Origin of the sequence: Castellaniella sp. (assembly GCF_049651205.1) — a bacterium.
In the GTDB taxonomy this organism is placed as follows: domain Bacteria; phylum Pseudomonadota; class Gammaproteobacteria; order Burkholderiales; family Burkholderiaceae_B; genus Castellaniella.
Map to the genome: position 1 here is coordinate 156,717 of NZ_JBASBR010000007.1, position 26,265 is coordinate 182,981.

20 protein-coding genes and 1 pseudogene are annotated in these 26,265 nt (G+C 57.9%); 7 read left to right on the forward strand and 14 right to left on the reverse strand.

Annotated features, from left to right (window positions below):
- Window positions 1-9 precede the first annotated feature (9 nt).
- The 7 genes from WA928_RS04355 to rpsB all read right to left on the reverse strand — a co-directional run bounded on the left by WA928_RS04355 (window position 10) and on the right by rpsB (window position 5,981).
- A complete protein-coding gene (locus tag WA928_RS04355) occupies window positions 10-1,218 on the reverse strand; it encodes a 1-deoxy-D-xylulose-5-phosphate reductoisomerase (protein ID WP_424300052.1) in 1,209 nt (402 codons plus the stop codon).
- 4 nt (window positions 1,219-1,222) lie between these two features.
- Complete coding sequence (locus WA928_RS04360; protein ID WP_424300055.1) at window positions 1,223-2,062, reverse strand: phosphatidate cytidylyltransferase; 840 nt, start codon at window positions 2,060-2,062, stop codon at window positions 1,223-1,225.
- An 8-nt stretch (window positions 2,063-2,070) separates the two neighbouring features.
- Window positions 2,071-2,832 (reverse strand): polyprenyl diphosphate synthase, encoded by a 762-nt coding sequence (gene uppS, locus WA928_RS04365; protein WP_424300058.1) that lies wholly within the window; start codon window positions 2,830-2,832, stop codon window positions 2,071-2,073.
- 26 nt (window positions 2,833-2,858) lie between these two features.
- Window positions 2,859-3,419 (reverse strand): ribosome recycling factor, encoded by a 561-nt coding sequence (gene frr, locus WA928_RS04370; protein WP_424300061.1) that lies wholly within the window; start codon window positions 3,417-3,419, stop codon window positions 2,859-2,861.
- An 8-nt stretch (window positions 3,420-3,427) separates the two neighbouring features.
- Window positions 3,428-4,144 (reverse strand): UMP kinase, encoded by a 717-nt coding sequence (pyrH, locus tag WA928_RS04375; RefSeq protein ID WP_417250938.1) that lies wholly within the window; start codon window positions 4,142-4,144, stop codon window positions 3,428-3,430.
- A gap of 103 nt (window positions 4,145-4,247) precedes the next feature.
- Window positions 4,248-5,123, reverse strand: a complete 876-nt coding sequence (gene tsf / locus WA928_RS04380; protein WP_424300064.1) for a translation elongation factor Ts — start codon at window positions 5,121-5,123, stop codon at window positions 4,248-4,250.
- Window positions 5,124-5,228: 105 nt separating this feature from the next.
- Window positions 5,229-5,981 (reverse strand): 30S ribosomal protein S2, encoded by a 753-nt coding sequence (gene rpsB / locus WA928_RS04385; RefSeq protein ID WP_424300067.1) that lies wholly within the window; start codon window positions 5,979-5,981, stop codon window positions 5,229-5,231.
- A gap of 396 nt (window positions 5,982-6,377) precedes the next feature.
- On the opposite strand from rpsB, the gene map reads away from it, so the two are divergent.
- The 3 genes and pseudogenes from map to WA928_RS04400 all read left to right on the forward strand — a co-directional run bounded on the left by map (window position 6,378) and on the right by WA928_RS04400 (window position 10,319).
- Window positions 6,378-7,193 (forward strand): type I methionyl aminopeptidase, encoded by an 816-nt coding sequence (gene map / locus WA928_RS04390; protein ID WP_424301116.1) that lies wholly within the window; start codon window positions 6,378-6,380, stop codon window positions 7,191-7,193.
- A pseudogene (locus WA928_RS04395) lies at window positions 7,190-9,763 on the forward strand ([protein-PII] uridylyltransferase); the annotation flags it as partial. The gene map and the pseudogene WA928_RS04395, both read left to right, overlap by 4 nt.
- Window positions 9,764-9,803: 40 nt before the next feature.
- On the forward strand, window positions 9,804-10,319 hold the full coding sequence (locus WA928_RS04400; RefSeq protein WP_424300070.1) for a disulfide bond formation protein B: 516 nt from the start codon (window positions 9,804-9,806) through the stop codon (window positions 10,317-10,319).
- A gap of 14 nt (window positions 10,320-10,333) precedes the next feature.
- Here WA928_RS04400 and purF read toward each other — a convergent pair whose 3' ends face one another.
- The 7 genes from purF to aceE form a co-directional block, all read right to left on the reverse strand.
- Entirely contained in the window at window positions 10,334-11,836 is a 1,503-nt protein-coding gene (gene purF / locus WA928_RS04405) for an amidophosphoribosyltransferase (protein ID WP_424300073.1), read from the reverse strand.
- Window positions 11,837-11,853: 17 nt separating this feature from the next.
- Entirely contained in the window at window positions 11,854-12,342 is a 489-nt protein-coding gene (locus tag WA928_RS04410) for a CvpA family protein (RefSeq protein WP_424300076.1), read from the reverse strand.
- Window positions 12,339-13,208: an SPOR domain-containing protein gene (locus WA928_RS04415; protein ID WP_424300079.1), complete on the reverse strand. Its 870-nt coding sequence runs from the start codon at window positions 13,206-13,208 to the stop codon at window positions 12,339-12,341. Before WA928_RS04415 ends, WA928_RS04410 begins: the two co-directional genes overlap by 4 nt.
- A 45-nt stretch (window positions 13,209-13,253) precedes the next feature.
- Window positions 13,254-14,660 (reverse strand): bifunctional tetrahydrofolate synthase/dihydrofolate synthase, encoded by a 1,407-nt coding sequence (gene folC / locus WA928_RS04420; RefSeq protein WP_424300082.1) that lies wholly within the window; start codon window positions 14,658-14,660, stop codon window positions 13,254-13,256.
- A gap of 97 nt (window positions 14,661-14,757) precedes the next feature.
- Window positions 14,758-16,581 (reverse strand): dihydrolipoyl dehydrogenase, encoded by a 1,824-nt coding sequence (lpdA, locus tag WA928_RS04425; RefSeq protein WP_424300085.1) that lies wholly within the window; start codon window positions 16,579-16,581, stop codon window positions 14,758-14,760.
- 11 nt (window positions 16,582-16,592) lie between these two features.
- Window positions 16,593-17,957, reverse strand: coding sequence for a dihydrolipoyllysine-residue acetyltransferase (locus tag WA928_RS04430; RefSeq protein ID WP_424300088.1), 1,365 nt, complete (start codon window positions 17,955-17,957; stop codon window positions 16,593-16,595).
- A gap of 14 nt (window positions 17,958-17,971) precedes the next feature.
- The gene (gene aceE, locus WA928_RS04435) at window positions 17,972-20,680 is read right to left on the reverse strand and encodes a pyruvate dehydrogenase (acetyl-transferring), homodimeric type (protein ID WP_424300091.1); all 2,709 of its coding nucleotides are present in this window, start codon (window positions 20,678-20,680) and stop codon (window positions 17,972-17,974) included.
- Window positions 20,681-20,915: 235 nt separating this feature from the next.
- Here aceE and WA928_RS04440 point away from each other — a divergent pair, with 235 nt between their 5' ends.
- Genes WA928_RS04440 through WA928_RS04455 form a run of 4 tightly spaced genes read left to right on the forward strand, consistent with a single transcriptional unit; the run spans window position 20,916 to window position 26,256 of the window.
- Window positions 20,916-22,667 carry a PAS domain-containing sensor histidine kinase gene (locus WA928_RS04440; protein WP_424300094.1) on the forward strand — a complete coding sequence of 584 codons (1,752 nt, stop codon included), beginning with the start codon at window positions 20,916-20,918 and terminating at the stop codon, window positions 22,665-22,667.
- A complete protein-coding gene (locus WA928_RS04445; RefSeq protein WP_424300097.1) occupies window positions 22,664-23,293 on the forward strand; it encodes a response regulator transcription factor in 630 nt (209 codons plus the stop codon). The genes WA928_RS04440 and WA928_RS04445 overlap by 4 nt, the downstream gene beginning before the upstream one ends.
- Window positions 23,290-24,144 (forward strand): bifunctional methylenetetrahydrofolate dehydrogenase/methenyltetrahydrofolate cyclohydrolase FolD, encoded by an 855-nt coding sequence (folD, locus tag WA928_RS04450; RefSeq protein WP_424300100.1) that lies wholly within the window; start codon window positions 23,290-23,292, stop codon window positions 24,142-24,144. Before WA928_RS04445 ends, folD begins: the two co-directional genes overlap by 4 nt.
- Window positions 24,145-24,174: 30 nt before the next feature.
- Complete coding sequence (locus tag WA928_RS04455; RefSeq protein WP_424300103.1) at window positions 24,175-26,256, forward strand: M3 family metallopeptidase; 2,082 nt, start codon at window positions 24,175-24,177, stop codon at window positions 26,254-26,256.
- Window positions 26,257-26,265: the final 9 nt, after the last annotated feature.

Genomic DNA, 26,265 nt, shown 5'->3' on the forward strand with positions numbered 1-26,265 from the left:
AAACAGATATCAGCAACTTGCCCGACAAAAATCGGTTGCCAACCGTCTTGTGTGAGCATCCAGATGAAGAACGTCGTCCAGTGAGCCCAACGCTTTTTGCTGGCTGCCGGCAGCAGCATCCAGACAATACTCTATGATCGCAGGGATCTGCGTATACCGAATCTGCCCGCGCAAAAAGCCATCAACAGCGATCTCATTGGCTGCATTGAGCGTAATGCAGGCTTCCTGCCCCTGCCTCAAGGCAGCCAGAGACAAGCGCAAACACGGAAACCGGATCAGATCCGGTGTTTCAAAATCGAGATGTCCCAGGCGTGCCAGCTCGAGCAGCCCCACGCCACTTTCGATACGCTCGGGGAACCCCAGGCCAAAGGCAATTGGGGTGCGCATATCGGGTTGTCCCAACTGGGCCAAAATGGACCCGTCGATGTATTCGACCATCGAGTGCACCACGCTTTGCGGGTGTACCACCACCTGGATGCGATCCATCGGCATAGCAAACAACCAATGTGCCTCGATGACCTCAAGGCCTTTATTCAGCATGGTGGCCGAGTCTACCGAGATCTTGCGTCCCATCCGCCAATTAGGATGTGCACATGCCTGCTCTGGCGTGACGTGTTCGAGCTGCTCGATGGCGGTACAGCGAAAAGGCCCACCCGATGCAGTCAGAAGCAGGCGGCGCACACCCTCGGCAGGCCGGAAAGGCGCCCTGACACGATCAGCAGTTTGAGGCAGGCACTGAAAAATCGCGTTGTGCTCGCTGTCGATGGGAAGCAGTTCTGCACCTGCTGTCCGGACGGCCTGCATGAAAAGAGAACCTGCAGCCACCAGTGCCTCTTTGTTGGCCAGCAATACCCGCTTACCAGCCCGGGCCGCAGCAAGCGCCCCAGGCAAACCCGCTGCCCCGACAATTGCTGCCATCACGGTAGTAACTTCGGTGTCTGCGGCAGTATCAGCCAGTGCTTGCGCCCCAACACGGATTTCAGGACATGTCCGCCCTGCCGGCCAGATGTCGATAAAACGTTGGCGCGCATGCGCATCAGGCACGATTACCACCCGGGGCGCATGTTGCAGGGCCTGCGCAGCCAGCTCATTGATCCGGCTGTGGGCGCTTAGGGCGTAGACAGACAAGCGATCCGGGTGTCGGGCGATGACATCCAGCGTATTCACCCCGATGGAGCCTGTTGACCCCAACACACACACACGTTGCACGACAGGCATGAGCTTATCCAATCAACAATAAGAGAATGGCTGCCGGCGCCACAGGCAAGACCGCGTCAATCCGGTCGTACACCCCGCCATGCCCCGGCAACAGCTGGCTGGAATCCTTGACCCCGGCACGCCGTTTGAGCAAAGACTCGAACAGATCACCGAGGATTGACCAGGCAGACAGCAGGATACCCGCCAGCACCAGGCCCGCGAACCCCCACTGCGCCAACACCAGCGCACCGTAGCTGCCAGGCCACCAAATGGCGGTCGCTACCAGCCAGATCGTTGCCACCAGAATCCCGCCAAAAGCACCCTCGCGCGTTTTGCCTGGGCTGACGTCAGGTGCCAGCTTGTGGCGCCCGAACTGGCGACCTGCAAAGTAGGCCGCGATGTCGGCACACCAGATCAGCGCCCACAAGCTGATGAGCGCAGAGGCACCGTGCTGCAAAAAAATCCATGCCAGAGCGAACCACATCGCGAGCAGTGTCAAGGCACCTGCAGCGATCAGGCCTGCCGCGGGACAGCGCTTTGGCACTTGTGCTCGAATTACCATCAGAGGTGCAGGAACCAGCCAAAAGAGCACAGCCAAAGGTAAAATAATCGACTGAAAGACCCACTGTGTTTGCGGATGCGCATCCACCAAGAGGCGTGACAACACCCCCAGGACACAGACAAACACCACAACAGCGCCGTTACGCGCCAGCGTATGTGACCACACCAGGCGCCACCACTCCCAGACTGCGCACGCTGACATGATTGTGAGCAGCGCCAGCATCGGCCAAGGTGTTGAGGCACTGACCGCCGCAACGACAATCAGTAAAAGCACAATCGCCGTGAGGATTCTTTGACGTAGCATGGGTACCCTCAGTGTGCTTCGTGCAACTGCTCGCTGGTTCGGCCGAAGCGCCGCTCTCGCTGGCGATACCAGATAAAAGCCTGCTCGATCTCGTTGGCACCAAAATCAGGCCAATAGCAGTTTGTGAAATAGAGTTCAGTGTACGCCAGCTGCCAGATCAGAAAATTGGAAATGCGTTGCTCGCCGCCCGTACGGATAAAAAGATCTGGCTCAGGGGCATACGCCATGGCCAGCCGCTCGCTGATGGCTGCTTCGTCGAGCAGCTCAGGATGTTGTTGAAGTTCTGGATGAGCCTCCAGCAAGGCGCGCGTTGCCTGAAGAATATCCCAACGTCCACCATAATTGGCGGCGATGGTGAGGGTCAAAGCAGATTGCTCCGCCGTTTTTGCTTCAGCCTCGCGGATCAGTCCTTGTAATTTTGCATCAAAAGCACTGAGGTCTCCGACGATGCGCAAGCGCACGCCCTGTGCGATCAGCTTGTCGACTTCTTTTTCGAGGGTGCGGACAAACAAGCGCATCAACAGCGTGACTTCTTGTGCCGGACGCCGCCAGTTTTCGGAGCTGAATGCAAATAAGGTGAGGTACTCGACCCCACGCCGGCCGCAGGCTTCGACAGCGCGCCTTACTGCCTGAACACCACGGACATGCCCTGCCGTGCGGGGCAAACAGCGCTGGGTTGCCCAGCGCCCGTTACCGTCCATAATGATGGCGACATGACGGGGCGTCTCTCCGGTGACAGGGATCGAGCAAGTCGAGCTGAGTGGGTTCATGCCGCGAAAACAGAGATGACCGACAATCAGACGGTCATGATCTCGGCTTCCTTTTGGGAGACGAGCTTGTCAATATCAGCTACATAGCGGTCGGTGAGCTTCTGAATGTCATCCTGACCACGACGTTCGTCGTCCTCGGAGATTTCTTTATCTTTGACCAGCTTTTTAAATGTATCGTTGGCATCCCGGCGCAAGTTGCGAATCGCAACTTTGGTGTCCTCGCCTTCGCCGCGAACCACCTTGGTGAGATCCCGGCGGCGTTCTTCGGTGAGTGCGGGCATGGGCACCCGGATATTGTCGCCCATCGCAATGGGATTGAGGCCAAGATCAGACTCGCGAATCGCCTTATCGACCGTGGCAGCCATGGTTTTCTCCCATACCTGCACACTCAGCGTACGTGCATCAATGACGGTGACATTAGCCACCTGACTGATAGGCACCGGAGAGCCGTAGTACTCGACCTGGACGTGATCCAGGATACCCGCGTGTGCACGGCCTGTACGAATCTTGCCCAGGCTGGCTTTCAGGGTTTCGATGGACTTGCCCATGCGTTCTTCAGTAGAACGACGTATATCGGAAAGGCTCATGAGGATTCCTATACCTGCACCAGAGTGCCTTCATCTTCGCCGCATACGACGCGACGCAAGGCTCCTGGTTTGTTGATCGAAAATACCTTGATAGGTAATTTTTGGTCGCGACACAAGGCAAATGCGGTGGCATCCATGACTTCGAGTCGGCGCACAATGGCTTCATCGAAACTGATGCGCGAGTACCGGGTGGCGCTGGGGTCTTTATTGGGATCGGCACTATAGATGCCATCCACCTTGGTGGCCTTGAGCACCATTTCGGCGCCGATTTCGGCACCGCGCAAGGCAGCTGCTGTATCTGTGGTAAAGAACGGGTTACCCGTCCCTGCGGCAAAAATCACCACCTTGCCTTCTTCGAGGTAACGCAGGGCCTTGGGCCGGATATAGCGCTCGACCACTTGATCAATATTGAGCGCCGACTGCACTCTGGCATCTACACCATGGTTTTTGAGCGCATCCTGCAAAGCCAGGGCGTTCATGACGGTGGCCAGCATCCCCATGTAGTCGGCGGTTGCGCGATCCATACCCTGGGCACCCGGGGCTACACCACGGAAAATATTACCGCCGCCGATCACCACCGCTAGTTGCACACCCAAAGACACAATACCGTGGATTTCCTCGGTCATGCGAAGGATGGTTGCGCGGTTGATACCAAAGGGATCACCCCCCATCAGCGCCTCACCCGAGAGTTTCAGAAGGATGCGCTTGTAGGCTGGATTTGACATGCACCAGGTTCCTGGAAGGACGAAACAGAAGGAAGGGTTTTAAGCGGACGTGCAACGGCACCGCGCACAAGGCGCGATGCCATCGTACCTGAATCAGAGAAAATCAGGAACCGCTGGCGGCAGCGGCAACTTCAGCAGCGAAGTCTTCTGATTTCTTTTCTATCCCTTCACCCACAACAAACAAGGCGTAGCGATTGATTCGGGCGCTTTTTTCCTTGAGCATCTGCTCGACGGACTGCTTGTCATTTTTGACAAAGGGCTGAGACAGCAGCGTGACCTCTTTGAGGAATTTCTGCACAGAGCCTTCAACCATTTTAGTGACGATCTCGGCAGGCTTGCCAGACTCGGCTGCCTTTTGCTCTGCGACTGAGCGTTCGGCGGCAATCAGGGCGGGATCTACCCCACCCGCGTCCAGCGCACGCGGCTTGGTGGCCGCAATGTGCATAGCCAGATCCTTGCCGACTTCGTCTGAGCCAGCGAAATCCACCAGCACACCAATCCGCCCACCATGCACGTAGCTATTGAGCCCATCGACTGTCTCGAAGCGCTGGAAGCGACGCACGGACATGTTTTCACCAATCTTGCCAACCAGTGCAGCCCGGGTGGTTTCGACCGTGCCTTCACCCAGGGCACATTGGCCCAAGGCAGCTACATCAGCCGGGTTTTGTTCGGTGACCAGGCGGGCGAGATCGTTGACGAATGCGACGAAATCGTTGTTCTTGGCAACGAAGTCGGTTTCGCAGTTGACTTCAACCAGCGCGCCGGTTTTGCCATCTACTGCAATATGCAGGCCGATCAGGCCCTCTGCAGTAATGCGGCTGGCTGCTTTGGATGCCTTGCTGCCCAGTTTCACGCGCAGCAATTCTTCGGCGCGAGCCAGATCGCCATCGGCTTCGGTGAGCGCTTTCTTGCACTCCATCATGGGCGCGTCGGTTTTCTCGCGCAGTTCTTTAACCATGGCGGCAGTAATTTGAGCCATTCGATTCTCCTGTTCGATCAATGCGGATACCGGCCTGTGCCGGTATCGGGCGGATCGGGGTGGCGTCAGGCCACCCCGGCCGGTAAAGCAAGCGGTTGCGAGGAATTATTCCTCGTGGTGTTCTTGCTCGACCTCGATGAATTCTTCGCCTTCGGCCAGTTCCTCGACCAGGCCGTTGACGCTTTGTTCGCGACCAGCCAACACCGTATCCGCCATGCCACGGGCATACAGCGCGATGGCCTTGGAGGAGTCGTCGTTACCGGGAATGACGTAATCGATGCCTTCCGGGGAGTGATTGGTATCTACTACGCCGACAACAGGAATACCCAGGGTGCGGGCTTCGGCAACGGCAATCTTGTGATAGCCGACGTCGATCACAAACAGCGCTTCAGGCAAGGTGTTCATGTCTTTGATACCGCCGATCGACTTGTTCAGCTTGGCCAGCTCGCGTTCGAACATCAGGGCTTCTTTTTTGCTCATGTGTTCGGTGGCGCCTTCTGCCTGCAGTACTTCCATGTCTTTCAGGCGCTTGATGGACGTTTTGACCGTCTTGAAGTTGGTCATCATGCCACCCAGCCAGCGGCTATCAACATAAGGCATGCCGCAACGCTGGGCTTCAGCGGCGAGGATCTCGCGAGCGGAGCGCTTGGTACCAACAAACAGCACATTGCCGCCACGGGCAGCGACCTGACGCACAAACTGAGTGGCTTCGAGGTACTTCTCGACGGTGCGCTCGAGGTTGACGATGTGGATCTTGTTGCGCTGGCCGAAAATGTATTCGGCCATTTTGGGATTCCAGTAACGGGTCTGGTGGCCAAAGTGCACACCAGCTTCCAGCATTTCACGCATGAGGCTCATAGAGTTCTCCAAAGGGTTCTGTCTTGTACAGAGCCAGTATCCGGGGCTAAGATGTTGTTTATGCCCCAAGACACCCATGGTTGGCTCTGCACGCTATTTTCGCGTTACAAGCTGTGCATACAAGGCCATACATACAGACCATGAATTACCGCGCCACCACCAGCGCCTGCCAAGGCGGCGCCAATAACGCACGGTTAAACACACATAGCTGCCGGCAAACACAACCTTGGTTGCAACATTTCAGTTGTAAGCCTGCTTTCAAGCCCGCTTGTAAGTCTGCTTGTAAGCCCGCCTGTAAGCCTGCTCCCAAGCTTACCCACAGACAAATGGCTGCTAAGTAACGCGAAGCCTATAATTCTACTATTCTTCCTTTGTTTTCAGCAAGTACACCACATGATCCCACTTATCACAGACCCCCAAGAACTCGATCAGATGCGCGCAGCCTGCAAGGATGCAGCCAGCATTCTTGATTACCTGGAACCTCATGTTCGGCCAGGCGTCACCACCGGCGAGCTGGAACGTCTGTGCATGGCATACCTGACCGACGTACTGCATGTAAAGTCTGCCACCGTGGGCTATGCGCCACCGGGCTATCCCCCCTACCCCGCGTCCATCTGCATCTCGGTCAATCATGTCATTTGTCACGGCATCCCGGGCGACAAGGTACTCAAAAACGGCGATATCCTTAACATGGACATCACTATCATCAAGGACGGCTGGTTTGGCGACACCAGCCGTATGTATTACGTAGGCGAACCCTCTATCTTGGCCAAACGCCTGACTGAAACCACTTTCGAGTGCATGTGGCTGGGCATCGAGCAAGTGCACCCTGGTGCCACGCTGGGCGACATTGGCCACGCCATCCAGAAACACGCCGAAGCCGCCGGGTTTTCGGTGGTACGCGAATACTGCGGCCACGGTGTCGGGCAGCGCTTTCACCAGGATCCGCAAGTACTCCACTATGGCAAACCAGGCACCGGCACGCGCCTTGAACCCGGCATGATCTTCACCATCGAGCCCATGATCAACGCCGGCCGTCGTGAAATCCGCACGCTGGCTGACCAATGGACTGTGGTTACTCGTGACCACAGCCTATCCGCACAATGGGAACACAGTCTCCTGGTAACCGACACTGGCTACGAAGTGCTGACCGTTTCGCCGGGGATGCCTCAGCCGCCGGCATTCGTCAAGGCGGCTACCGCGTCTGCATGATTACGCAAGCGCCCGGTGCGCTGCAGGCACTACGCACCGAGCTGCACGAGCGCCGCTCACAGGCCATCGCGGTCTATCGTCAGCATTTGCGCCCTGACACCCTGCTCACGACGCTCAGGCGCATCGCAGATGATCTGGTGCGGCAACTGCTCAAGACCCACCCAGCCCCGGCTGGGGCTTGTGTGGCCGCAGTGGGGGGATACGGTCGTGGCGAGCTTTATCCAGGTTCCGACCTCGATATCCTGATTCTGCTTGATCATTTGCCCGATGCAGGCGATTGCGAACGGGTTGAAGCCCTGATAGCGGCCTTGTGGGATATTGGCCTGGAGCCCGGCCACAGCGTCAGGACACTGTCGCAATGCCGCGATGAAGCCGCGGCCGACATCACAGTCCAGACGGCTTTACTCGAGGCAAGGTGGCTTGCCGGCAGCCGGAAACTATTTCATCGATTTCGGGATCAGATGCAATCTGATCTGAATCCGCGCAATTTCTATCTGGCCAAGCGGACAGAGATGCAGCAGCGCCATGCTCGCCACCAGGAAACGCCCTATGCACTCGAACCCAACTGCAAAGAGTCTCCCGGTGGATTAAGAGATCTGCAAGTGCTGCTGTGGTTAGCCCGCGCATCCGGCTTGGGAGACCACTGGAAAGCGGTTGCACAGACAGATCTCCTGACCGCCTCGGAGTTCCGCTCACTGCACCGGGCCGAGCTGGCTTTCAAGCGCTTGCGTATCGAGCTTCATCTATTGACGGGACGTCGGGAAGACCGAGTACTGTTTGACTTGCAGCCCCGACTGGCTCAAATCTATGACTTTAAAGACCAGGCTCACCGGCGTGCCAGTGAACTGTTGATGCAACGGTACTACTGGGCTGCACGCGTCGTCAGCCAGGTAAACAGGCTGTTGATGCAAAGCTTTGAAGAACATCTCTTCCCGCAGCCCTACGCCGTCAGCATCCCGCTGGACGACGATTTCTGTATTCACAGAACCCGGCTGGCACTTTGTCGCCCGGACGCCTTCGAACGCAACCCGGCACTGTTGCTACGCGTATTTTTGGTCATGCAGCAGCACCCCGAACTGCAAGGTATGGCAGCAGGCACCCTGCGTGCGATCTGGCATGCACGACACCAGATCGACGCGCAGTTTCGCAAAAACCCAGTCAACCGCAAGCAGTTTTTACAGATTCTTCAGCAGCCACGCGGGATCGTGCATGCCATGCGGGACATGACGATGTGGAACATCCTGCCGCGCTATCTGCCGGTATTCAGGCGCATTGTCGGTCAGATGCAGCACGATCTGTTTCACGCGTACACCGTAGATCAACATATCCTGATGGTGATCCGCAATCTGCGCCGATTTACCATGCCTGAACACGCCCAGGAGCACCCGCTGGCCAGTCAGCTGATTGCAGACCTGGACGAGCACTGGCTCTTGTACATTGCCGCTTTGTTTCATGACATCGCCAAGGGACGTGGTGGCGACCACTCGCAACTAGGCGCCACCGAAGTACGCCGCTTTGCACGCCAACACATGCTCGACCGCGAGCAAACCGCATTGCTCGAGTTTCTGGTGCGGGAACACCTGACACTGTCTCAGGTAGCACAAAAGCGCGATCTCAGCGACCCGCGCGTCATTCACGAATTCGCCACACGGGTGGGCACGCAACGCAGGCTGGCCGCGCTTTATTTGCTGACAGTAGCGGATATCCGCGGCACCAGTCCAAAGGTCTGGAATGCATGGAAAGGCAAGCTGCTGGATGATTTATATCACCAGACGCTGGCCGCCCTGGGAGGTGCCCGGCCCGACACAGGCACGATTCTAGCCTTGCGCAAGGATGCCGCCGCTACAGAAATCCGACGCATGGGGCTTAGGGATGAAAGCCGGGACGCGTTTTGGTCGCAGCTTGATGTGGCGTATTTTTTACGGCACGATTCAAACGAAATTGCCTGGCACACCCGGCATCTGTACCATTGTTTTCAGGGCCCCAAACCAGTTGTTCGTGCACGCGTCCTGGGCCAAAGCGAAGCCTTGCAAGTACTGGCCTATGCGCCAGACCGCGATGACCTCTTCATGGACATCTGCCGATATTTCGACCAGCACGGCTTGAGCATCCAGGACGCCCGGATTCACACCACCCGACAAGGGTGGGCGCTGGACAGCTTTATCGTGCTGCTGCCGGATGCAGACCGCGATTACCGCTCGCATGCCACTCTGGTAGAGCACGAGCTGCTGGCGGCCCTTGGCAACCCTCATGCCACCCAGACACCTGCATCCACCCTTCGGCGAGGGTCACGGCGCTCGAGGGTGTTTCCCATCCTGCCCACCATCAGCCTGCAGGCAGACGAGCAAGGCGGCAACTGGCGGTTGTCGATTACCGCCGCAGACCGTATCGGCTTGCTGTACGATCTTGCCAGCGTGTTTACCCACCACAATATCAACCTGAAGATGGCCAAGATCATGACGCTGGGCGACCGCGTTGAAGATATTTTCATCCTGCAAGGTGCTGTCCTGACGCAGCCGCGTGGGCAACGACAGTTCGAGCGTCATATTTTTGCAGTACTCTCCGTAGATGCTCAGGACGGTGCAGTATCGCGTCCCGCTTTCAATTCTGATGAACCACCCTTACCTGGCCATGAATCTTACCCAATCTGATCGAATTCTCAGAACCATCGCAGGGCTGTGCCTGAGCGCAGTGGGAATTGCCCTGGTTTCACAACATATGTTCGGGATGGCACCTTGTGCCTGGTGTGTCCTGCAGCGGCTGATTTTGCTGGCTATCGCAGCAGTGTGCGGCTTGGCCGGCACGGGATGGGGCAAGGTAATCGTGCTGCGCCTGGGTGCAGCAATTGCCACGATTTTGTCAATCTGCGGCGTAGTGGCCGCATGGTACCAATATAGCGTCGCATCCAACTCGTTTTCGTGCGCACAAACGTTTGCCGACCGCTTTATTGCAGGCTCTGGCCTGGATGCTGCTGTCCCCTGGTTATTTGGCATCTACGCCAGTTGTGCCGACGCCCGGGTCGAGCTCTTGGGGATCGAATACTCTATATGGGGGCTGATCCTGTTTATTGTGTGTGCCGCGCTGGCCTTGTCGGTACTCGCCTCCAGGCGGCCCCAACAAGGCTAACCACCGTTATCGGATCAGGCGTCTTCGGGCGCCGCTGCCATTGCTCCCGACCGAATCGGCTGACCACGGCTCAAACGCAAGCGCTCGAGATATGCATCATCGATGTCACCTGTCACGTAGCGGCCGTTAAAGCACGAGGATTCAAACTCCTTGAGTGCCGGATTAAGATCGCGCAGCGATTGCTCGAGATCGGCAAGTTCCTGGTACACCAAACCATCTGCACCAATTTCCTGGGAAATCTGCAAGGTATCCCTGCCTGTGGCAATGAGTTCGGCCTGCGTGGGCATGTCGATGCCATAAACATTGGGAAACCTTACCGCGGGGGCTGCCGACGCAAAATACACCTTGTTGGCGCCGGCAGTCCGGGCCATCTCCACAATTTCGCGGCTGGTCGTGCCCCGCACGATGGAGTCATCCACCAGCAACACATTTTTGCCCCGAAATTCAAGATCGATTGCACTGAGTTTCTGCCGCACTGATTTTTTACGCACCGCCTGTCCTGGCATGATGAAAGTACGCCCTATATAGCGGTTTTTGATAAAGCCCTCGCGATAATTGAGACCCAGATGGGACGCCAACTGCATCGCAGACGGACGGGAGGAATCCGGAATAGGCATCACAACGTCAATATCGCCCAGACGCAACGATTTGGCTACGTTGTCAGCCAGATATTCGCCCATCTGCAGGCGCGCATCGTAAATTGAAATCCCATCCATGACGGAATCAGGGCGCGCAAAATACACGTATTCAAACACGCACGGCGTTTGTATCTGACCTGGCTCGGCGCACTGCTGTTGGCTGACCTCACCCTCTTCGGTAATGACAATGGCCTCGCCCGGCTTAATATCGCGAACCAGCGTAAAGCCCGTGCCTGTGAGTGCGACAGACTCTGATGCCAGCATCCACTCTGTCCCGGTCTCGGTATCATGACGGCCCAGACACAAGGGGCGAATACCGTGAGGATCCCGAAACGCCACAAGACCAAAGCTACTGATCCGGGCGATAACCGCATACGCCCCCTTGGCCCGCCGATGGACGGCCTGAACCGCCTGAAACACGGCATTGGCATCCAGCGTGCCCCCATTGGAAGCTTGTTGGAGTTCGTGGGCCAGCACATTAAGCAGCACTTCGGAATCAGAATTGGTATTGATATGCCGCCGATCATGCTTGAACAGCGCCTCGCGCAGCTCGCGCCAATTAGTGAGATTGCCGTTATGGACAAACGTGATCCCAAAGGGCGCATTGACGTAAAACGGCTGCGCTTCATCGACACTGGCACTGGAGCCGGCTGTGGGATAGCGCACTTGCCCAAGGCCGCTATTACCTGGCAGAGCCCGCATATTACGCGTGCGAAACACATCACGCACCAGACCATGGGCCTTGTGCATACTGAAAAATTGCTCGTGGGCCGTAGCAATACCTGCCGCATCCTGTCCGCGATGCTGCAACAGCAGCAAGCTGTCATAAATCAGTTGATTGACAGGGCCCTGCCCCATCACACCGACGATTCCACACATGATTAGGTTTTCCGAAACTAGTAAGGAAGCAACTGCGCGATATCAACGGGCAGTGCAGATTTGATTTGTTGAAAGCCTTTGACCAGGGCGTCTGAGGTGCGCGCCTGCTGCCACCATGCTTCTTGGGGCAATTTGGTATAGCCGGCCAGCCCTACCAGAGCCAATACAAGAATTACTCCACGGGCCGCACCAAATACAGCGCCCAACCCATGATCTGCCGGCGTCAGGCCCGTGCGGTCTACCAGGGCACCCAGCGCCATGTTAAGCAGCCCTATCGCCAATAAAATCACGATAAAAACGGCCCCATAGGCCGCCAATGTTCGCAACAAACCGTTTTCGATCAGAGTATCCAGCCACTGCGACGCCATTGGCCCCCACCAAATAGCCGCCACAAACGCCGCCAGATAGGCAATCAGCGATAGAACCTCCCGGAGGAAGCCCCGCAACAGACCGATCAGGCAGGACACCACCACGACCGTCAGGACGATGTAATCGAAGCTGGTCACTTGTCGGAAATCAGGCCATTTTGATAACCCAGCGCACGCAGCCGGGTTTGTGCAGCCTGGGCTGCCTCGTGTGAGCTAAAGGGCCCGACCCGCAGCCGATAGACTGTGCGGCCCCCTGATTGACCTTGCTCGACGTAGGCATCGGTAACCCCGGACTGACGCAAGCTGTCACGGCGTTGCAGGGCATCTTGCTGCGCAGTGTAAGCCGCCACCTGGAGGTAATAGCTGCCTTGGCCGGATGCCGGCACAGGCGCCTTGTTGGAAAGTTTGACGGGTGTTTTGCCCGACAGCAGCGCCAGGGCCACCGAACCGTCATCCGTACGTTCGACCGACTTTGGTTTTGGCTCGGGCTTGGCCGGCTTGATCGCGGGCTCGGGGATTGGGGCCGCTGCGGAAGGCTCTGGGGCCGGTACAGGAGCGGAGGCCGTGTCTGCCTGACTGCTGCCGGCTTGGGCAGCCCCTGAGGTTTCGTCTGGCGACGGCGCACTGCCAGACGCCTGGGCAAGGGATGCCGAGCTGCCACTTGCGGCAGGCGTGCTGGTGGTATCGGGTTGAGCCGGTGCAGTGGAAGTGTCTGGTGACACCTGACCGGATGCGGATGCGCCACCCGACTGAGCGGCGAGCGTTGGCCCCGGGCCTGGCAACCCTGACGGCGTCGCAGGCACCACGATGGGCGCATGAGTGTCGTCGGTGGCAGGCTCATCGAATAACCACGGAACAACAACGAAGGCGGCGAGCACCAGTGCCAACGCACCAATCAGGCGCCGACGGGCCTTGCCTCGAAGTTCTTTAAGCTGGGCCTCGCTGGTGCCGCCGGAACGCGTGGTACTGCGTTTACCGGGCGTGGTCCCTTGACGAAAAAACATCAGTCAGCTCACCCATCGAAAAGGCAGGCTGACCCGCCTGCCTGGTCAAGAAAGAACGTCCCGGCCTTCTTGGCGCAGGACCTGAAGCACGGGCCCCACTGTTGCAAAAGACCCGAACACAAGAATTCTATCATTGTCGGTTGCCAAACGACGGGCTTCTGCAAAGGCTTGTTCCGGACTGTCAAAGGTTGAAACCTGAACATCTTGCTTGGCCACAGCTGGCCGGGGGGCCGCTTTTACCCCGGGTTTGTGGTCTCCGCGCTTGATTTCTGCGGTTTGCACAACGAAAGGATCGACCGGCGCCACGTCACCGGTAATCCGGTGAACGATGTCGGCAAGCGCCTTGGCCGAGGTACCACGGGGGCCTCCAGTGGTGGCGCACAGCCAGCGATCCACCCGGCGGGTGAGCTTGGCCAGAGTGTGCTCGATGTCCTTGTCGTGCAGCATGCCCACCACCGCATACGTGTGTGGATAATGCCCCATGCTGTCGAGGTTTTGCCCCACTGCAGCCGCAGCGTGCGGATTGTGGCCAACATCCAGGATGGTGGCGGGCAGGCCAGGCAAAATCTGCATGCGTCCAGGCAGACCGACATGCAAAAGCCCCTGACGCACATTTTGCTGTGTTACCACAAGGCGGTCGCGCAGATTTTCAAGCGCAGCCAGCGCAGCGGAGGCATTGAGCAATTGATTGGCGCCACGCAGGGCGGGATAGCCCAGCGCATTACGGCGCTGCAAACGCCCACCGTAGGCCCATTGCTGCCGGTCTCCGGAATAGTTGAAGTCGATCCCAAAGCGCCAGAGATCCGCACCAATTTCTGCGGCATAGTCTATGACGGTTTGTGGAGGGACGGGATCAGCACAGATCGCGGGCTTGCCCGGCCGAAAGATATGCGCCTTTTCCCAGCCGATCGCTTCACGAGTGTTACCCAGATAGGCCATGTGATCGAGATCGACGCTGGTGAGCACGGCGCAGTCGGTATCGATGATATTGACGGCATCAAGGCGCCCACCCAAGCCGACCTCAAGCAACACCACATCCAGGGCAGCAGCTTGAAACAGCAGCAAAGCCGCCAGGGTGGTCATTTCAAAGTAAGTCAGGGACACATCGCCACGGGCCGCTTCAATGCGCTCCAGTTGCGCAACAATATCGCCATCGGCGGCTTCCTGGCCGTTGATCCGGATGCGCTCGTTGAAGCGCAGCAAATGAGGCGAGGTGTACTGCCCAACGTGATAACCCGCATCCAACAAGATGGACTCGAGCATCGCGCAGGTAGAACCTTTGCCGTTAGTACCCGCCACAGTGATTTTCACGCAGTCCAGCGACAGCCGCATGCGCTGGGCCACCGCACGGATACGATCAAGACCCAAATCAATGGCTTTGGGATGCAGGGTTTCGAGGTAAGCCAACCAATCGGCTAGCGGGGCACCAGAAGCAGGAGCAATAGAAGACATGAGAATGAAAATCACATAGAAAACGGCAGGTGCCGATATTAGCACCTGCCGTGTACGGGCTGGCTGACATCCCTACTGCCAACCGGGCCCTTATCCCTTATCGGGCTGGCCGCGCGGGAGGTACGTCTGTGCAGTGACCATCGGCGATCTCTGCCGCCATGCCGACGGATTCTCCCAGGGTGGGATGCGGATGGATGGTTTTGCCGATATCCACCGAATCTGCACCCATCTCGATGGCGAGTACAACCTCGCTGATGAGATCGCCCGCGTGGGTACCCACGATGCCACCACCGAGGATCCGGCCGGTTTCGGCATCAAAAAGCAACTTGGAGAAGCCCTCGTCGCGGCCGTTGGCAATGGCACGCCCGGACGCTTGCCAGGGGAACAGACCTTTTTTAAGGGCAATCCCTTGTTTTTTGGCGTCTTCTTCAGTGAGCCCTACCCAGGCAACTTCGGGGTCTGTGTAGGCAACCGAGGGAATCACACGGGCATCGAAGAAGGATTTCTGACCGGCGATGGCTTCGGCGGCAACATGCGCCTCGTGTACTGCCTTGTGGGCCAACATGGGCTGCCCGACGATGTCGCCGATGGCATAGATATGCGGCACATTGGTGCGCATCTGCTTGTCGACACTGATGAAACCACGATCGCCAACAATGACACCCGCTTTGTCGGCACCGATTTTTTTACCATTGGGCGATCGCCCGACTGCTTGCAGGACAAGGTCGTAGCACTGGGGTTCTTTGGGGGCAGCCTCGCCCTCGAAAGTGACCCAGATCCCGTCTTCCTTGGCCTCAGCAGCAACGGTTTTGGTTTTGAGCATGACATGATCAAAGCGCGGCTCGTTGCGCTTTTGCCATACCTTGACCAAATCACGATCGGCGCCTGTCATAAGCGTTGGCAGCATCTCGACCACATCCAGACGGGCGCCCAGGGCGGAGTACACCGTCCCCATCTCGAGGCCAATAATGCCACCACCGATGATCAGCATACGCTTGGGAATGGCCGACAATGCCAACGCACCGGTTGAGTCGACGATGCGGGGATCTTCTGGCAAGAATGGTAGTTTTACCGACTGGCTGCCCGCCGCAATGATGCCTGAGGCAAACTTGATTGTCGTGGTGCCACCGTCGGCTTTCTCTACCGTCAAATGGTGGGGATCGGCAAAAGAACCGACGCCCTGGACAACTGTTACCTTGCGTGCCTTGGCCATCCCGGCAAGACCGCCTGTCAGCTTGCTGACCACGCCATCCTTGTAGCCCCTGACGCCGGCCAGATCGATTTTGGGTTCGCCAAAACTGATGCCATGCGCACCCAGGGACTTTGCTTCTTCGAGTACGCTGACGGTATGCAGCAATGCCTTTGACGGGATACACCCGACATTAAGGCACACGCCGCCCAGTGTGGCATAGCGCTCGACCAGCACCACTTTGAGGCCGAGATCCGCTGCACGGAAGGCAGCCGAGTATCCGCCGGGCCCCGCGCCGAGCACCAAGACATCGCACTCGGTGTCTGCCGTGCCACTGAACTGCCCTGCTGTCGGCGCAGGAGCCGGTGCACTGGCGGGTGCAACGGCAGCAGCCGCAGCAGGTGCCGCCGGCGCATTGCTGCTGGACGGGGCGGGTTTATCAGATTTTGCCGCCGTTTTTTTCTCGGCTGCAGGCGCAGACGATTGGCCGGATTCACTGGCTTCGACACGCAAAATAGTGGTGCCTTGCGTGACCTTGTCGCCGACCTTGACCAACACCTCTTTGACAACCCCGCCTTGATCAGAGGGGATCTCCATGGAGGCTTTGTCCGATTCGACGGTGATCAGGCTTTGCTCTGGGGTGATGGTGTCGCCCACAGCCACCAGCAATTCGATCACATCAACCTGATCAAAATCACCGATATCCGGAACATTGACGTCATTTAGACTCATGTGTGCCCCCTTTACAGGATGATGCGGCGGAAGTCCGCCAGCAAGCCCGCCAGATAGGCGTTGAATCGCGCCGCAGAGGCACCGTCGATCACCCGGTGATCATAAGACAGCGATAACGGCAGCATCAACCGGGGCTGAAATGCCGAGCCATCCCATACCGGCTGCATGGCAGAGCGCGACACGCCAAGAATGGCGACTTCAGGTGCATTGATGATAGGCGTGAAATCGGTGCCACCAATACCGCCCAAAGATGAAATCGAGAAGCATCCGCCTTGCATTTGCGATGGCGAGAGTTTGCCTTCCCGGGCTTGGGCAGCAAGCTCGGAGGTTTCTGCGGCAAGCTCGAGCACGCCCTTTTTATCGGCATCACGGATAACCGGAACGACCAGCCCATTGGGGGTGTCTGCCGCAAAGCCAATGTGGAAGTAATGCTTGAGAACGAGATTGTCGCCATCGAGCGAGGCGTTGAAGTCGGGGAATTTTTTAAGCGCCGCGACGACTGCCTTGATAAGGAACGCCAGCATAGTGACCTTGATGCCGGCTTTTTTGTTCTCGGCATTGAGCTGCTGACGCAATGCTTCAAGATCCGTGATATCTGCCACGTCGTTGTTGGTGACGTGCGGGATCATGACCCAGTTGCGATGCAGGTTTGCACCGGAAATCTTTTTGATGCGCGACAGCGCACGGGTTTCGATTTCGCCAAACTTGGCAAAATCGACTTTGGGCCAGCCTAGTACGCTGAAACCTTCGCCAGCCGCCAGGGTTGAACCCACCGGGCTGGTTCCGCCCGTGGCCAAGGCTTGCTTGACATAGCCGCGCACGTCATCGGCCGTGATGCGGTTTTTCGGGCCCGTTCCGCTGACTTGCGCCAGATTGACGCCGAGCTCACGGGCAAACTGACGCACAGACGGTGAGGCATGTGGCAGATTACGCAAAGGCACATCGGCTTCAGCAAACGCGGCTGTCGGGGAGGTGCGGCCAGAGGCGCTAGGAGCCGCAGCGGGTGCGGCTTCCTGGGGCGCTGATGCTGCCTTTGGAGCCTCGACCTCAGGCGCCTTGGCCTCAGGGGCATCCGCCTTGGCGACAGGCGCAGCAGGCGCCTCTGCGGGCTTGGCATCGCCTGCCTGTTTGCCAGCGGCCTCTGCCTCGACCTCGAGGATGACAGCCCCCTCGGCCACTTTGTCGCCTACCTTGACCTTGATAGACTTGACCACCCCACCCTCTGAGGCTGGGATTTCCATGGAGGCTTTATCGGATTCGACTGTAATCAGGCTTTGTTCGGCTGTGATGGTGTCGCCGACAGCCACCAGCAACTCGATGACGTCGACCTGGTCGAAATCACCGATATCCGGGACTTTGATTTCCACGATACTCATGTTCCTCGTCCTCCTCAGGCGTGATGCGGGTTGGCCTTGCCGGCATCAATCCCGTATTTGGCAATGGCTTCTGCACACTTGGCAATATCAATCGTGCCTTCATCCGCCAGGCTGCGCAGGGCGGCCAACACGATGAAATGACGATCGATCTCGAAGTGCTTGCGCAGCTCGGAACGGAAATCCGACCGGCCAAAGCCGTCGGTACCCAGCACCTTGAAGTGGCGGCCATCGGGGATGAACGGCCGGATCATGTCGCCATACGCCTTGATGTAGTCTGTGGAAACGATGATTGGGCCTTGCGTGTCTTTGAGTTGCCGGGTGACATAAGGCACCTGGGCCGGCTCGGTGGGATGCAGCAGGTTGTGACGCTCGACATCCAGGCCATCCCGGCGTAGTTCGGTGAAGCTGGTAGCGCTCCAAACATCGGAGCTGACACCCCAGTCTTGCTCTAGCAGCTCTTGGGCAGCCAGCACTTCACGCAAAATGGTGCCTGAGCCCATCAGCTGCACGTGTGTTTTGGCGGGCTTCTTGCTGCTGTTGAGTTTGTACATCCCACGCAAGATACCGTCTTCGTCGCCTGCTTTCAGACCCGGTTGTGCGTAGTTTTCGTTCATCACCGTAATGTAGAAAAAGACGTCTTCCTGGTTGTGCATCATGCGCTGCAGGCCACTGCGGATAATCACCGCAACTTCGTGAGCAAAGGCAGGATCGTAGGCGATGCAATTGGGGATGAGCGAAGCCTGGATATGGCTATGGCCGTCTTCGTGCTGCAGGCCTTCGCCATTAAGCGTTGTACGGCCTGCCGTACCGCCCAGGACAAAGCCCCGGGCCAGCATGTCGCCCGCCGCCCAGGCATGATCGCCAAAGCGCTGGAACCCGAACATGGAGTAATAGATAAAGAACGGGATCATGATGGTGTTGCTGACAGAGTACGACGTGGCCGCCGCAATCCAGGAGCTGAAACCACCGGCTTCATTGATGCCTTCTTGAAGCAATTGCCCGTTTTCGGCTTCACGGTAATACATCACCTGGCCTTTATCGACCGGCACGTATTTCTGGCCTTCGGGCGCATAGATACCGATCTGACGGAACAGGCCTTCCATACCAAAAGTGCGTGACTCGTCGACCAGGATGGGTACAACCCGTGGGGCCAGCTCTTTGTCGCGCAAAATTTGGTTGAGCACGCGCACAAACGCTTGCGTCGTGGAGATTTCGCGGCCTTCGGCGGTGGGTTCAAGCACAGCCTTGAAGGCTTCGAGCGGCGGCACCGGTAAAGATTGATCGGCCTTCTGGCGACGATGAGGCAGATACCCGCCCAAGGCCTTGCGATGTTCGTGCAGGTACTTCATTTCGGGCGAGTCTTCGGCCGGCTTGAAGTACGGAATCTGTTCGACTTGGTCATCGGGGATAGGAATATTGAAGCGGTCGCGGAACTCGCGCACGGAATCAATGTCGAGTTTCTTTTGTTGGTGCGTGGGGTTTTTGGCCTGACCCACATGCCCCATGCCATAACCCTTGATGGTTTTGGCCAAAATGACGGACGGTTGTCCTTTGTGGCCGGCAGCCGCTGCAAAAGCAGCATAAACCTTGTGGGGATCATGACCGCCGCGGTTCAGGCGCCAAACATCTTCGTCGCTCATGCGGCTGACCATCTCGAGCAGCTTAGGGTGCTTGCCAAAGAATCTTTCACGGACAAACTTGCCATCATTGGCTTTATAAGCCTGATACTCGCCATCAACGGTTTCTTCCATGATGCGACGCAAAATGCCTTCTTTATCACGCGCAAAAAGAGGATCCCAGTAACCACCCCAGATCAGCTTAAGGACATTCCAGCCATTGCCACGGAACGCGCCTTCGAGCTCTTGAATGATTTTGCCATTGCCGCGCACTGGGCCATCCAGGCGCTGCAGGTTGCAGTTGACCACGAAGATAAGGTTATCGAGTTTCTCGCGCGAAGCCAGGCCAATGGCTGCCAGGGTTTCGGGCTCATCGATCTCGCCATCGCCAACAAACACCCAGACTTTACGCTGGGCCGTGTCGGCGAGACCACGGGCATGCAAATATTTGAGGAACCGTGCCTGATAGATGGCCATCATGGGGCCAAGACCCATGGACACCGTGGAAAACTGCCAGAAGCCAGGCATGAGTTTGGGGTGCGGGTAGGACGAAAGCCCCTTGCCCTTGCCGCCCACTTCCTGACGGAACCAGTCGAGGTTCTCTTCTGTCAGGCGGCCTTCGAGGAAGGCACGCGAGTACATGCCGGGCGAGGAGTGGCCCTGAAAATAGATGAGGTCGCCACCGTGCTCGGGAGACTCTGCATGCCAGAAGTGGTTTTGGCCGCACTCAATCATGGTAGCCAGTGAAGCGAACGACGCAATGTGCCCGCCCAGGCTGCCGCCATCGGCCGGCTCGTGCTTGTTGGCCTTGACGACCATCGCCATCGCGTTCCAGCGGATATACGAGCGGATGCGTTCTTCAAGCACCATATTGCCCGGATGCGGAGGTTCGAGCCCCGGCGGAATCGTATTGACGTATGCCGTATTGGGCGAAAATGGGATGTGGGCTCCTGAGCGGCGCGCCAGATCGATCAAGCTTTCGATCAGGAAATGGGCGCGTTCGGCCCCCTCGCGATCGAGGACGGCTTCGAGTGAATCGAGCCATTCTTGAGTTTCTTGTTGATCAGGATCTGCCACCTGGGCGCTTGCTTGTTCAAGAGAGGACATTGTGCGTGTCTCCTGGGATGATAAGGACGCGACCATATATCGCGTCTGCCTGTTTTGAGCCGGACATGAGGGCCCGAGGATAAAAACATCGAGGTGCCGGCAGCTACACCCATTCTAGGAAAGACCTGGCTTGAGCACAAGTAAAATTTCACCTCGTGGTTTTAATTTTTATTATGTGAAATATTGAATAGTGTTTTCGCGTCTAAAATGGCGCAATCATCCGACCTCCAAGGCCATGGCTCACCCTCACCGCAAGTCACTCATTCCAACCAACTTTTACGAGCATGCGCGCAACAGCCGCCGTCTCTATTGGTTGACCCCAGCGATCGTACTGGTACTTTACCTGTGCGTCATGGGTGCTTTCCTGTGGCTGCAACGGCTCCAGAGCGACAGCGTCATGTTTGTCACCATCGACCAAGAGGCTCGCCAGCAGCGTCTGATGATGGTGGTGTTCGCCCTGTCGCTGGTGATTGTGTTCAGCTTACTGGCCTTGTGGCGCTACACACGCTTTCGCACCCAGGCCGAAGCCGCCTTGATAGCTGAAACCGGCTTTCGACGCGCCATGGAAAACTCCATGTCCACCGGAATGCGGGTCTTCGACATGCAGGGCCGTATTGCTTACGTCAATCCAGCGTTCTGCCGCATGATCGGCTGGAACGAAGCCGATCTCGTCGGCCGGACCGCCCCATTTCCTTATTGGCTACCAGGACGACACGATCACCATCGCGAGACGCTCGCGCAACTGCTTTCGGGGCGCACACCCAGCAGTGGGCTGGAGATCGAAGCCCAGCGACGCGACGGCTCCCGGTTTACCGCCCGCATGTACGTCTCGCCACTGCGCGATCCAAAAGGCGAACAAATCGGCTGGATGACCTCCATGACCGATATCACCGAACCCAAGCGGATTCGTGAGGCACTGACTGCCGCCCACGAGCGGTTCATGACCGTGCTTGAAGGCCTGGACGATGCCATCTCTGTGGTGGCCGACACCCCCGAAGGGCTGGAGCTTCTATTTGCCAACCGCACCTACCGGCGCCTCTTTGGTGCGCAAACTACCGGCCACGCCCAGTTGCTGGGCGGGCGGCTGGGCCGGTTTACCGACGACACCATGGAACTTTTCTCGCCCACGGCCGAGCGCTGGTTTGAAGTGCACCACCGGATGCTGGCCTGGACGGATTCGCGACGGGTGCGGCTGCAGGTGGCCCGGGACATTACCGAACGGCGTAAACACGAAGAAGCCTCTCGGGTGCAACAAGAGAAAGCACAACTCACCAGCCGTCTGACCACCATGGGCGAGATGGCTTCATCGCTGGCGCACGAACTCAATCAACCCCTGACCGCCATCAGCAACTACAACATGGCTGCCGTGGCGATGGTGAAATCCGGCAAGGCCCCCACCGAATCCTTGCTACAGGCTCTCGAAAAAGCCTCGCAGCAAGCCGAGCGCGCAGGCAAGATCATCAGCCGTATCCGCGAGTTTGTGAAGCGTAGCGAACCCCGCCGTCAAGCGGTGGGCTTGTCCAGGATTGTCGAAAATGCAGTCAGCTTCGCCGATATCGACGCTCGTAAACGGCAGATCGATATCATTCAAAGCCTCCCCGACCCCATGCCGGAAGTACTTGCCGATCCAATCCTGATCGAACAGGTACTGCTGAATCTGTTAAAAAATGGGGTTGAAGCTATGGAGCACAGTGAATATCACAGCTTGCATGTCAATATCACCGATCAGGATCCCCAGATCGAGATCGCTGTCATCGACCGCGGCCATGGTCTGCGCAATCCCGACCGCCTGTTCGAGCCCTTTTACAGCACGAAGTCTGAAGGCCTGGGCATGGGATTGAACATCTGCCGTACCATTATCGAGTCGCACCACGGACGTCTGTGGGCCACCCCCAACCCTGAGGGCGGCACCATCTTTCGCTTTACACTACCCAAGGCGCCATCAGGCTTTCAAGCCCGGGAATCCACGGAGGAAACGCAAGCATGACAGATCCCCAGCTCTCCAGCATCATTTACATCGTCGACGACGATGAGGCCGTCAGGGATTCTCTACGCTGGCTGCTCGAAGCCAACGGCTATTCGGTTCGCAGCTACGCTGGGGCAGAAGAATTCCTTGACGCCTACAACCCAGATCAAGTGGCTGTTCTGATTGCTGACGTGCGTATGCCCGGCATGAGCGGCCTTGAGCTGCAAGAAACGCTGATCGCGCGCAAGGCACCGCTGCCAATCGTGTTCATTACCGGCCACGGCGATGTTCCCATGGCTGTTTCCACGATGAAAAAGGGTGCCGTCGATTTCCTCGAAAAACCCTTTAACGAAGCCGACCTGCGCCGTATCGTGGCCGGGATGCTCGAGCAGGCCACCGAAAAAGTCCGCGAGGCTCAGATGCAACGCGATCAGCAGGCCGTGCTGGGTCGTCTTACCGCACGCGAACAGCAGGTACTTGAGCGCATCGTGGCAGGCCGCCTCAACAAACAGATTGCCGGCGACCTGAACATCAGCATAAAAACGGTCGAAGCGCACCGAGCCAACATCATGGAAAAACTTGAGGTCACCACCGTGGCTGATCTCATGAAAATCGCCCTCACCCGCACAGAGGAAACCCACTCATGACCGCTCGCATCATCGACGGCAAAGCACTGGCTGCACACGTTCGCGCAGATGTTGCCACGCGCGTTCAGGCCCTTAGACAGCACAACATAAAGCCCGGGCTGGCCGTTGTCCTGGTGGGCGAAAATCCCGCCTCTCAAGTGTATGTGCGTAATAAGGCCGCTGCTTGCGAAGCAGCCGGCATGCTGTCACGAGTAATCCCCCTGGGAGAAGACACCTCCGAGGGTGAACTTCTCGATGTGATCGACACGCTCAACCAGGATCCAGCCATTCACGGCATTCTGGTGCAGCTGCCTTTGCCCGGCCACATCGACACCGGGCTGGTGATCGAAGCCATCAGCGCTGCCAAGGACGTGGACGGTTTCCACATCAGCAACGCCGGTTTGCTGATGACGGGTCGTCCGCGGTTTCTCCCCTGCACACCTTATGGTGTGATGAAAATGCTCGAGGCCGAAAATGTCCCGCTCAGGGGTGCGGAAGCGGTCATCGTGGGAGCCAGCAATATCGTAGGCAAACCCATGGCCATGCTGCTGCTGGCGGCAGGCGCTACAGTTACCCTATGCAATTCCAAAACCCGGGATCTCAGCGCACAAACCCGCCGGGCGGATATTCTGGTGGTTGCCACAGGCAAGCCCGGTATTGTCCAGGGCGATATGGTCAAACCCGGCGCCATCGTGATCGATGTAGGCATCAATCGCCTGCCTTCCGGCAAGTTGACAGGCGATGTCGATTTCCCGTCTGCCTCTCAAGTGGCCGGCGCCATTACACCGGTTCCCGGCGGAGTCGGCCCCATGACCATCGCAATGTTGCTGGTCAATACAATTGAAGCAGCCGAACGCACTGCACAGTCTTGAAATCGGGGCAACAGCCCCCATGTGCCGCTCATGACAACGCAAACGTTTGCCGAGAATCCCCTCCTCGTTCCGGCCGAGGCTTACGTCGACTATGCTGCAGTCAAGCCTGAGCATATCGAGCCTGCAATCCGCGAGTTGATCTCTACCACTCGCGCGGCAGTTGACACTGCGGCCAGTTGTCCCCAGCCACCCAACTGGGAAAATCTCGTCGAGGCAATCGAAACCCCGTCAGAACGGCTGCACCGTGCCTGGTCGATTGCCGGCCATCTGAACAGCGTGGTCAATACGCCCGAGCTGCGTGCGGCTTACAACAGCTGCCTGCCGCTGGTCAGCGAGTTTTCAACCTGGGTCGGCCTGCATCAGGGGCTTTACCACAGATACCAGACCTTGGCCAACAGCCCCGCTTATGCGCAACTGGGTGCCACGCGACAACGCATCGTAGACCTTGCCTTGCGAGACTTTCGTCTCAGCGGAGTCGAACTCCAGGACGCTGCCCGGGACACCTATGCCCGCAATGCCGACCTCCAGGCTCAGGTATCCCAGAAGTTCTCCGAAAACGTCATGGATGCCACTGACGGCTGGACGCTCCTGATTACGGATGAGTCCCGCCTCAAGGGCCTGCCCGAGCAAGTGATTGCACAGGCACACCAGCAGGCGCAGGCCGCCAACGAAAGCGGCTGGAAACTGACGCTGCACATGCCCTGCTACCTGCCAGTCATGCAATACGCCCAGGATCGCGAGCTGCGCCAGACGATCTATCGGGCATATGGCACCCGCGCATCCGACCAAGGCGACACGGCATTCGATAATTCCGAATCCATCGAATCCCTGTTGGCGCTGCGCGCAGAAGAAGCCAGCTTGTTGGGCTACTCCAACTTCGCAGCCCTGCGTCTTGAAACCCGGATGGCAGACAGTGCGGCGCAGGTGCTCGATTTTCTACACCAGTTGGCTGCCCGGGCACGTCCGAGCGCCCAACATGATCTGCAAGAACTCCGTGAGTTTGCCGCCAATGAGCTCGGGCTGGGCACGCTGGAGCCCTGGGACATCGCTTTCGCATCCGAACGCCTGCGCGAGCAACGATATGCGTACTCTGATGAAGCACTACGCCCATATTTCACTGAATCCCAGGTACTGAAAGGCCTGTTTGAAGTCATCCACACGCTGTTTGGTGTGCACCTGCAAGCCTGCGATGCCCCCACCTGGCATTCTGATGCCCAGATCTTCCGCGTGCTGGATGATCAAGACCAGGAGCTTGGACGCCTGGGCATGGATTTGTACGCCCGGGCAGGCAAACAGGGCGGCGCCTGGGTGGACAGCGAACGCAATCGCAGGCGCCACGGCCAAACCCTGCATCGCCCCCTGGCGTGGCTGACATGCAATTTTTCCGCCCCCCAGGAAGGCCGCGAAGCCTTGCTGACGCATGATGAAGTCATCACGCTGTTCCACGAAAGTGGTCATGCCATGCACACCCTGCTCTCGCGCGTCGATGACCCGGGCGCCTCTGCATTTGTGGCAGTTGAATGGGATGCCATCGAACTCCCCTCGCAGTTCATGGAAAATTTCTGCTGGGAATGGGGAGTCCTCCAATCCCTCACACGACACGTCGACACCGGCGAGTCTCTGCCGCGCGAGCTGTTTGATAAAATGACAGCCGCCCGCAACTTCCAAAGTGGCCTGCAAACGCTGCGTCAAGTCGAATTCGCACTCTTCGACCTCCTAATCCATACGCATGACCACGGCCTTTCCATCAGTGCAGTGCTGGACACACTCGACCAGGTACGCCAGGAAGTTGCCCTGCTGATTCCTCCCGCCTGGCACCGGTTTCCGCACGGATTTTCGCACTTGTTTGCCGGCGGCTACGGGGCCGGTTACTACAGCTACAAATGGGCGGAAGTTCTGTCCTCGGATGCCTTTGGAGCCTTCGAAGAGCACGCGCAAATACTCGAGGATGGGACACGCAATGTCTTTCATCCCGACACCTGCCGGCGCTATCTGGATGAAGTCATTGCCGTGGGCGGATCACGGCCGGCGGCGGAGTCATTTCGGGCGTTTCGCGGCCGTGACCCCTCTATAGAGGCCTTGCTGCGCCACAGCGGGCTGATCGAGGCCTGAAAGATGCCC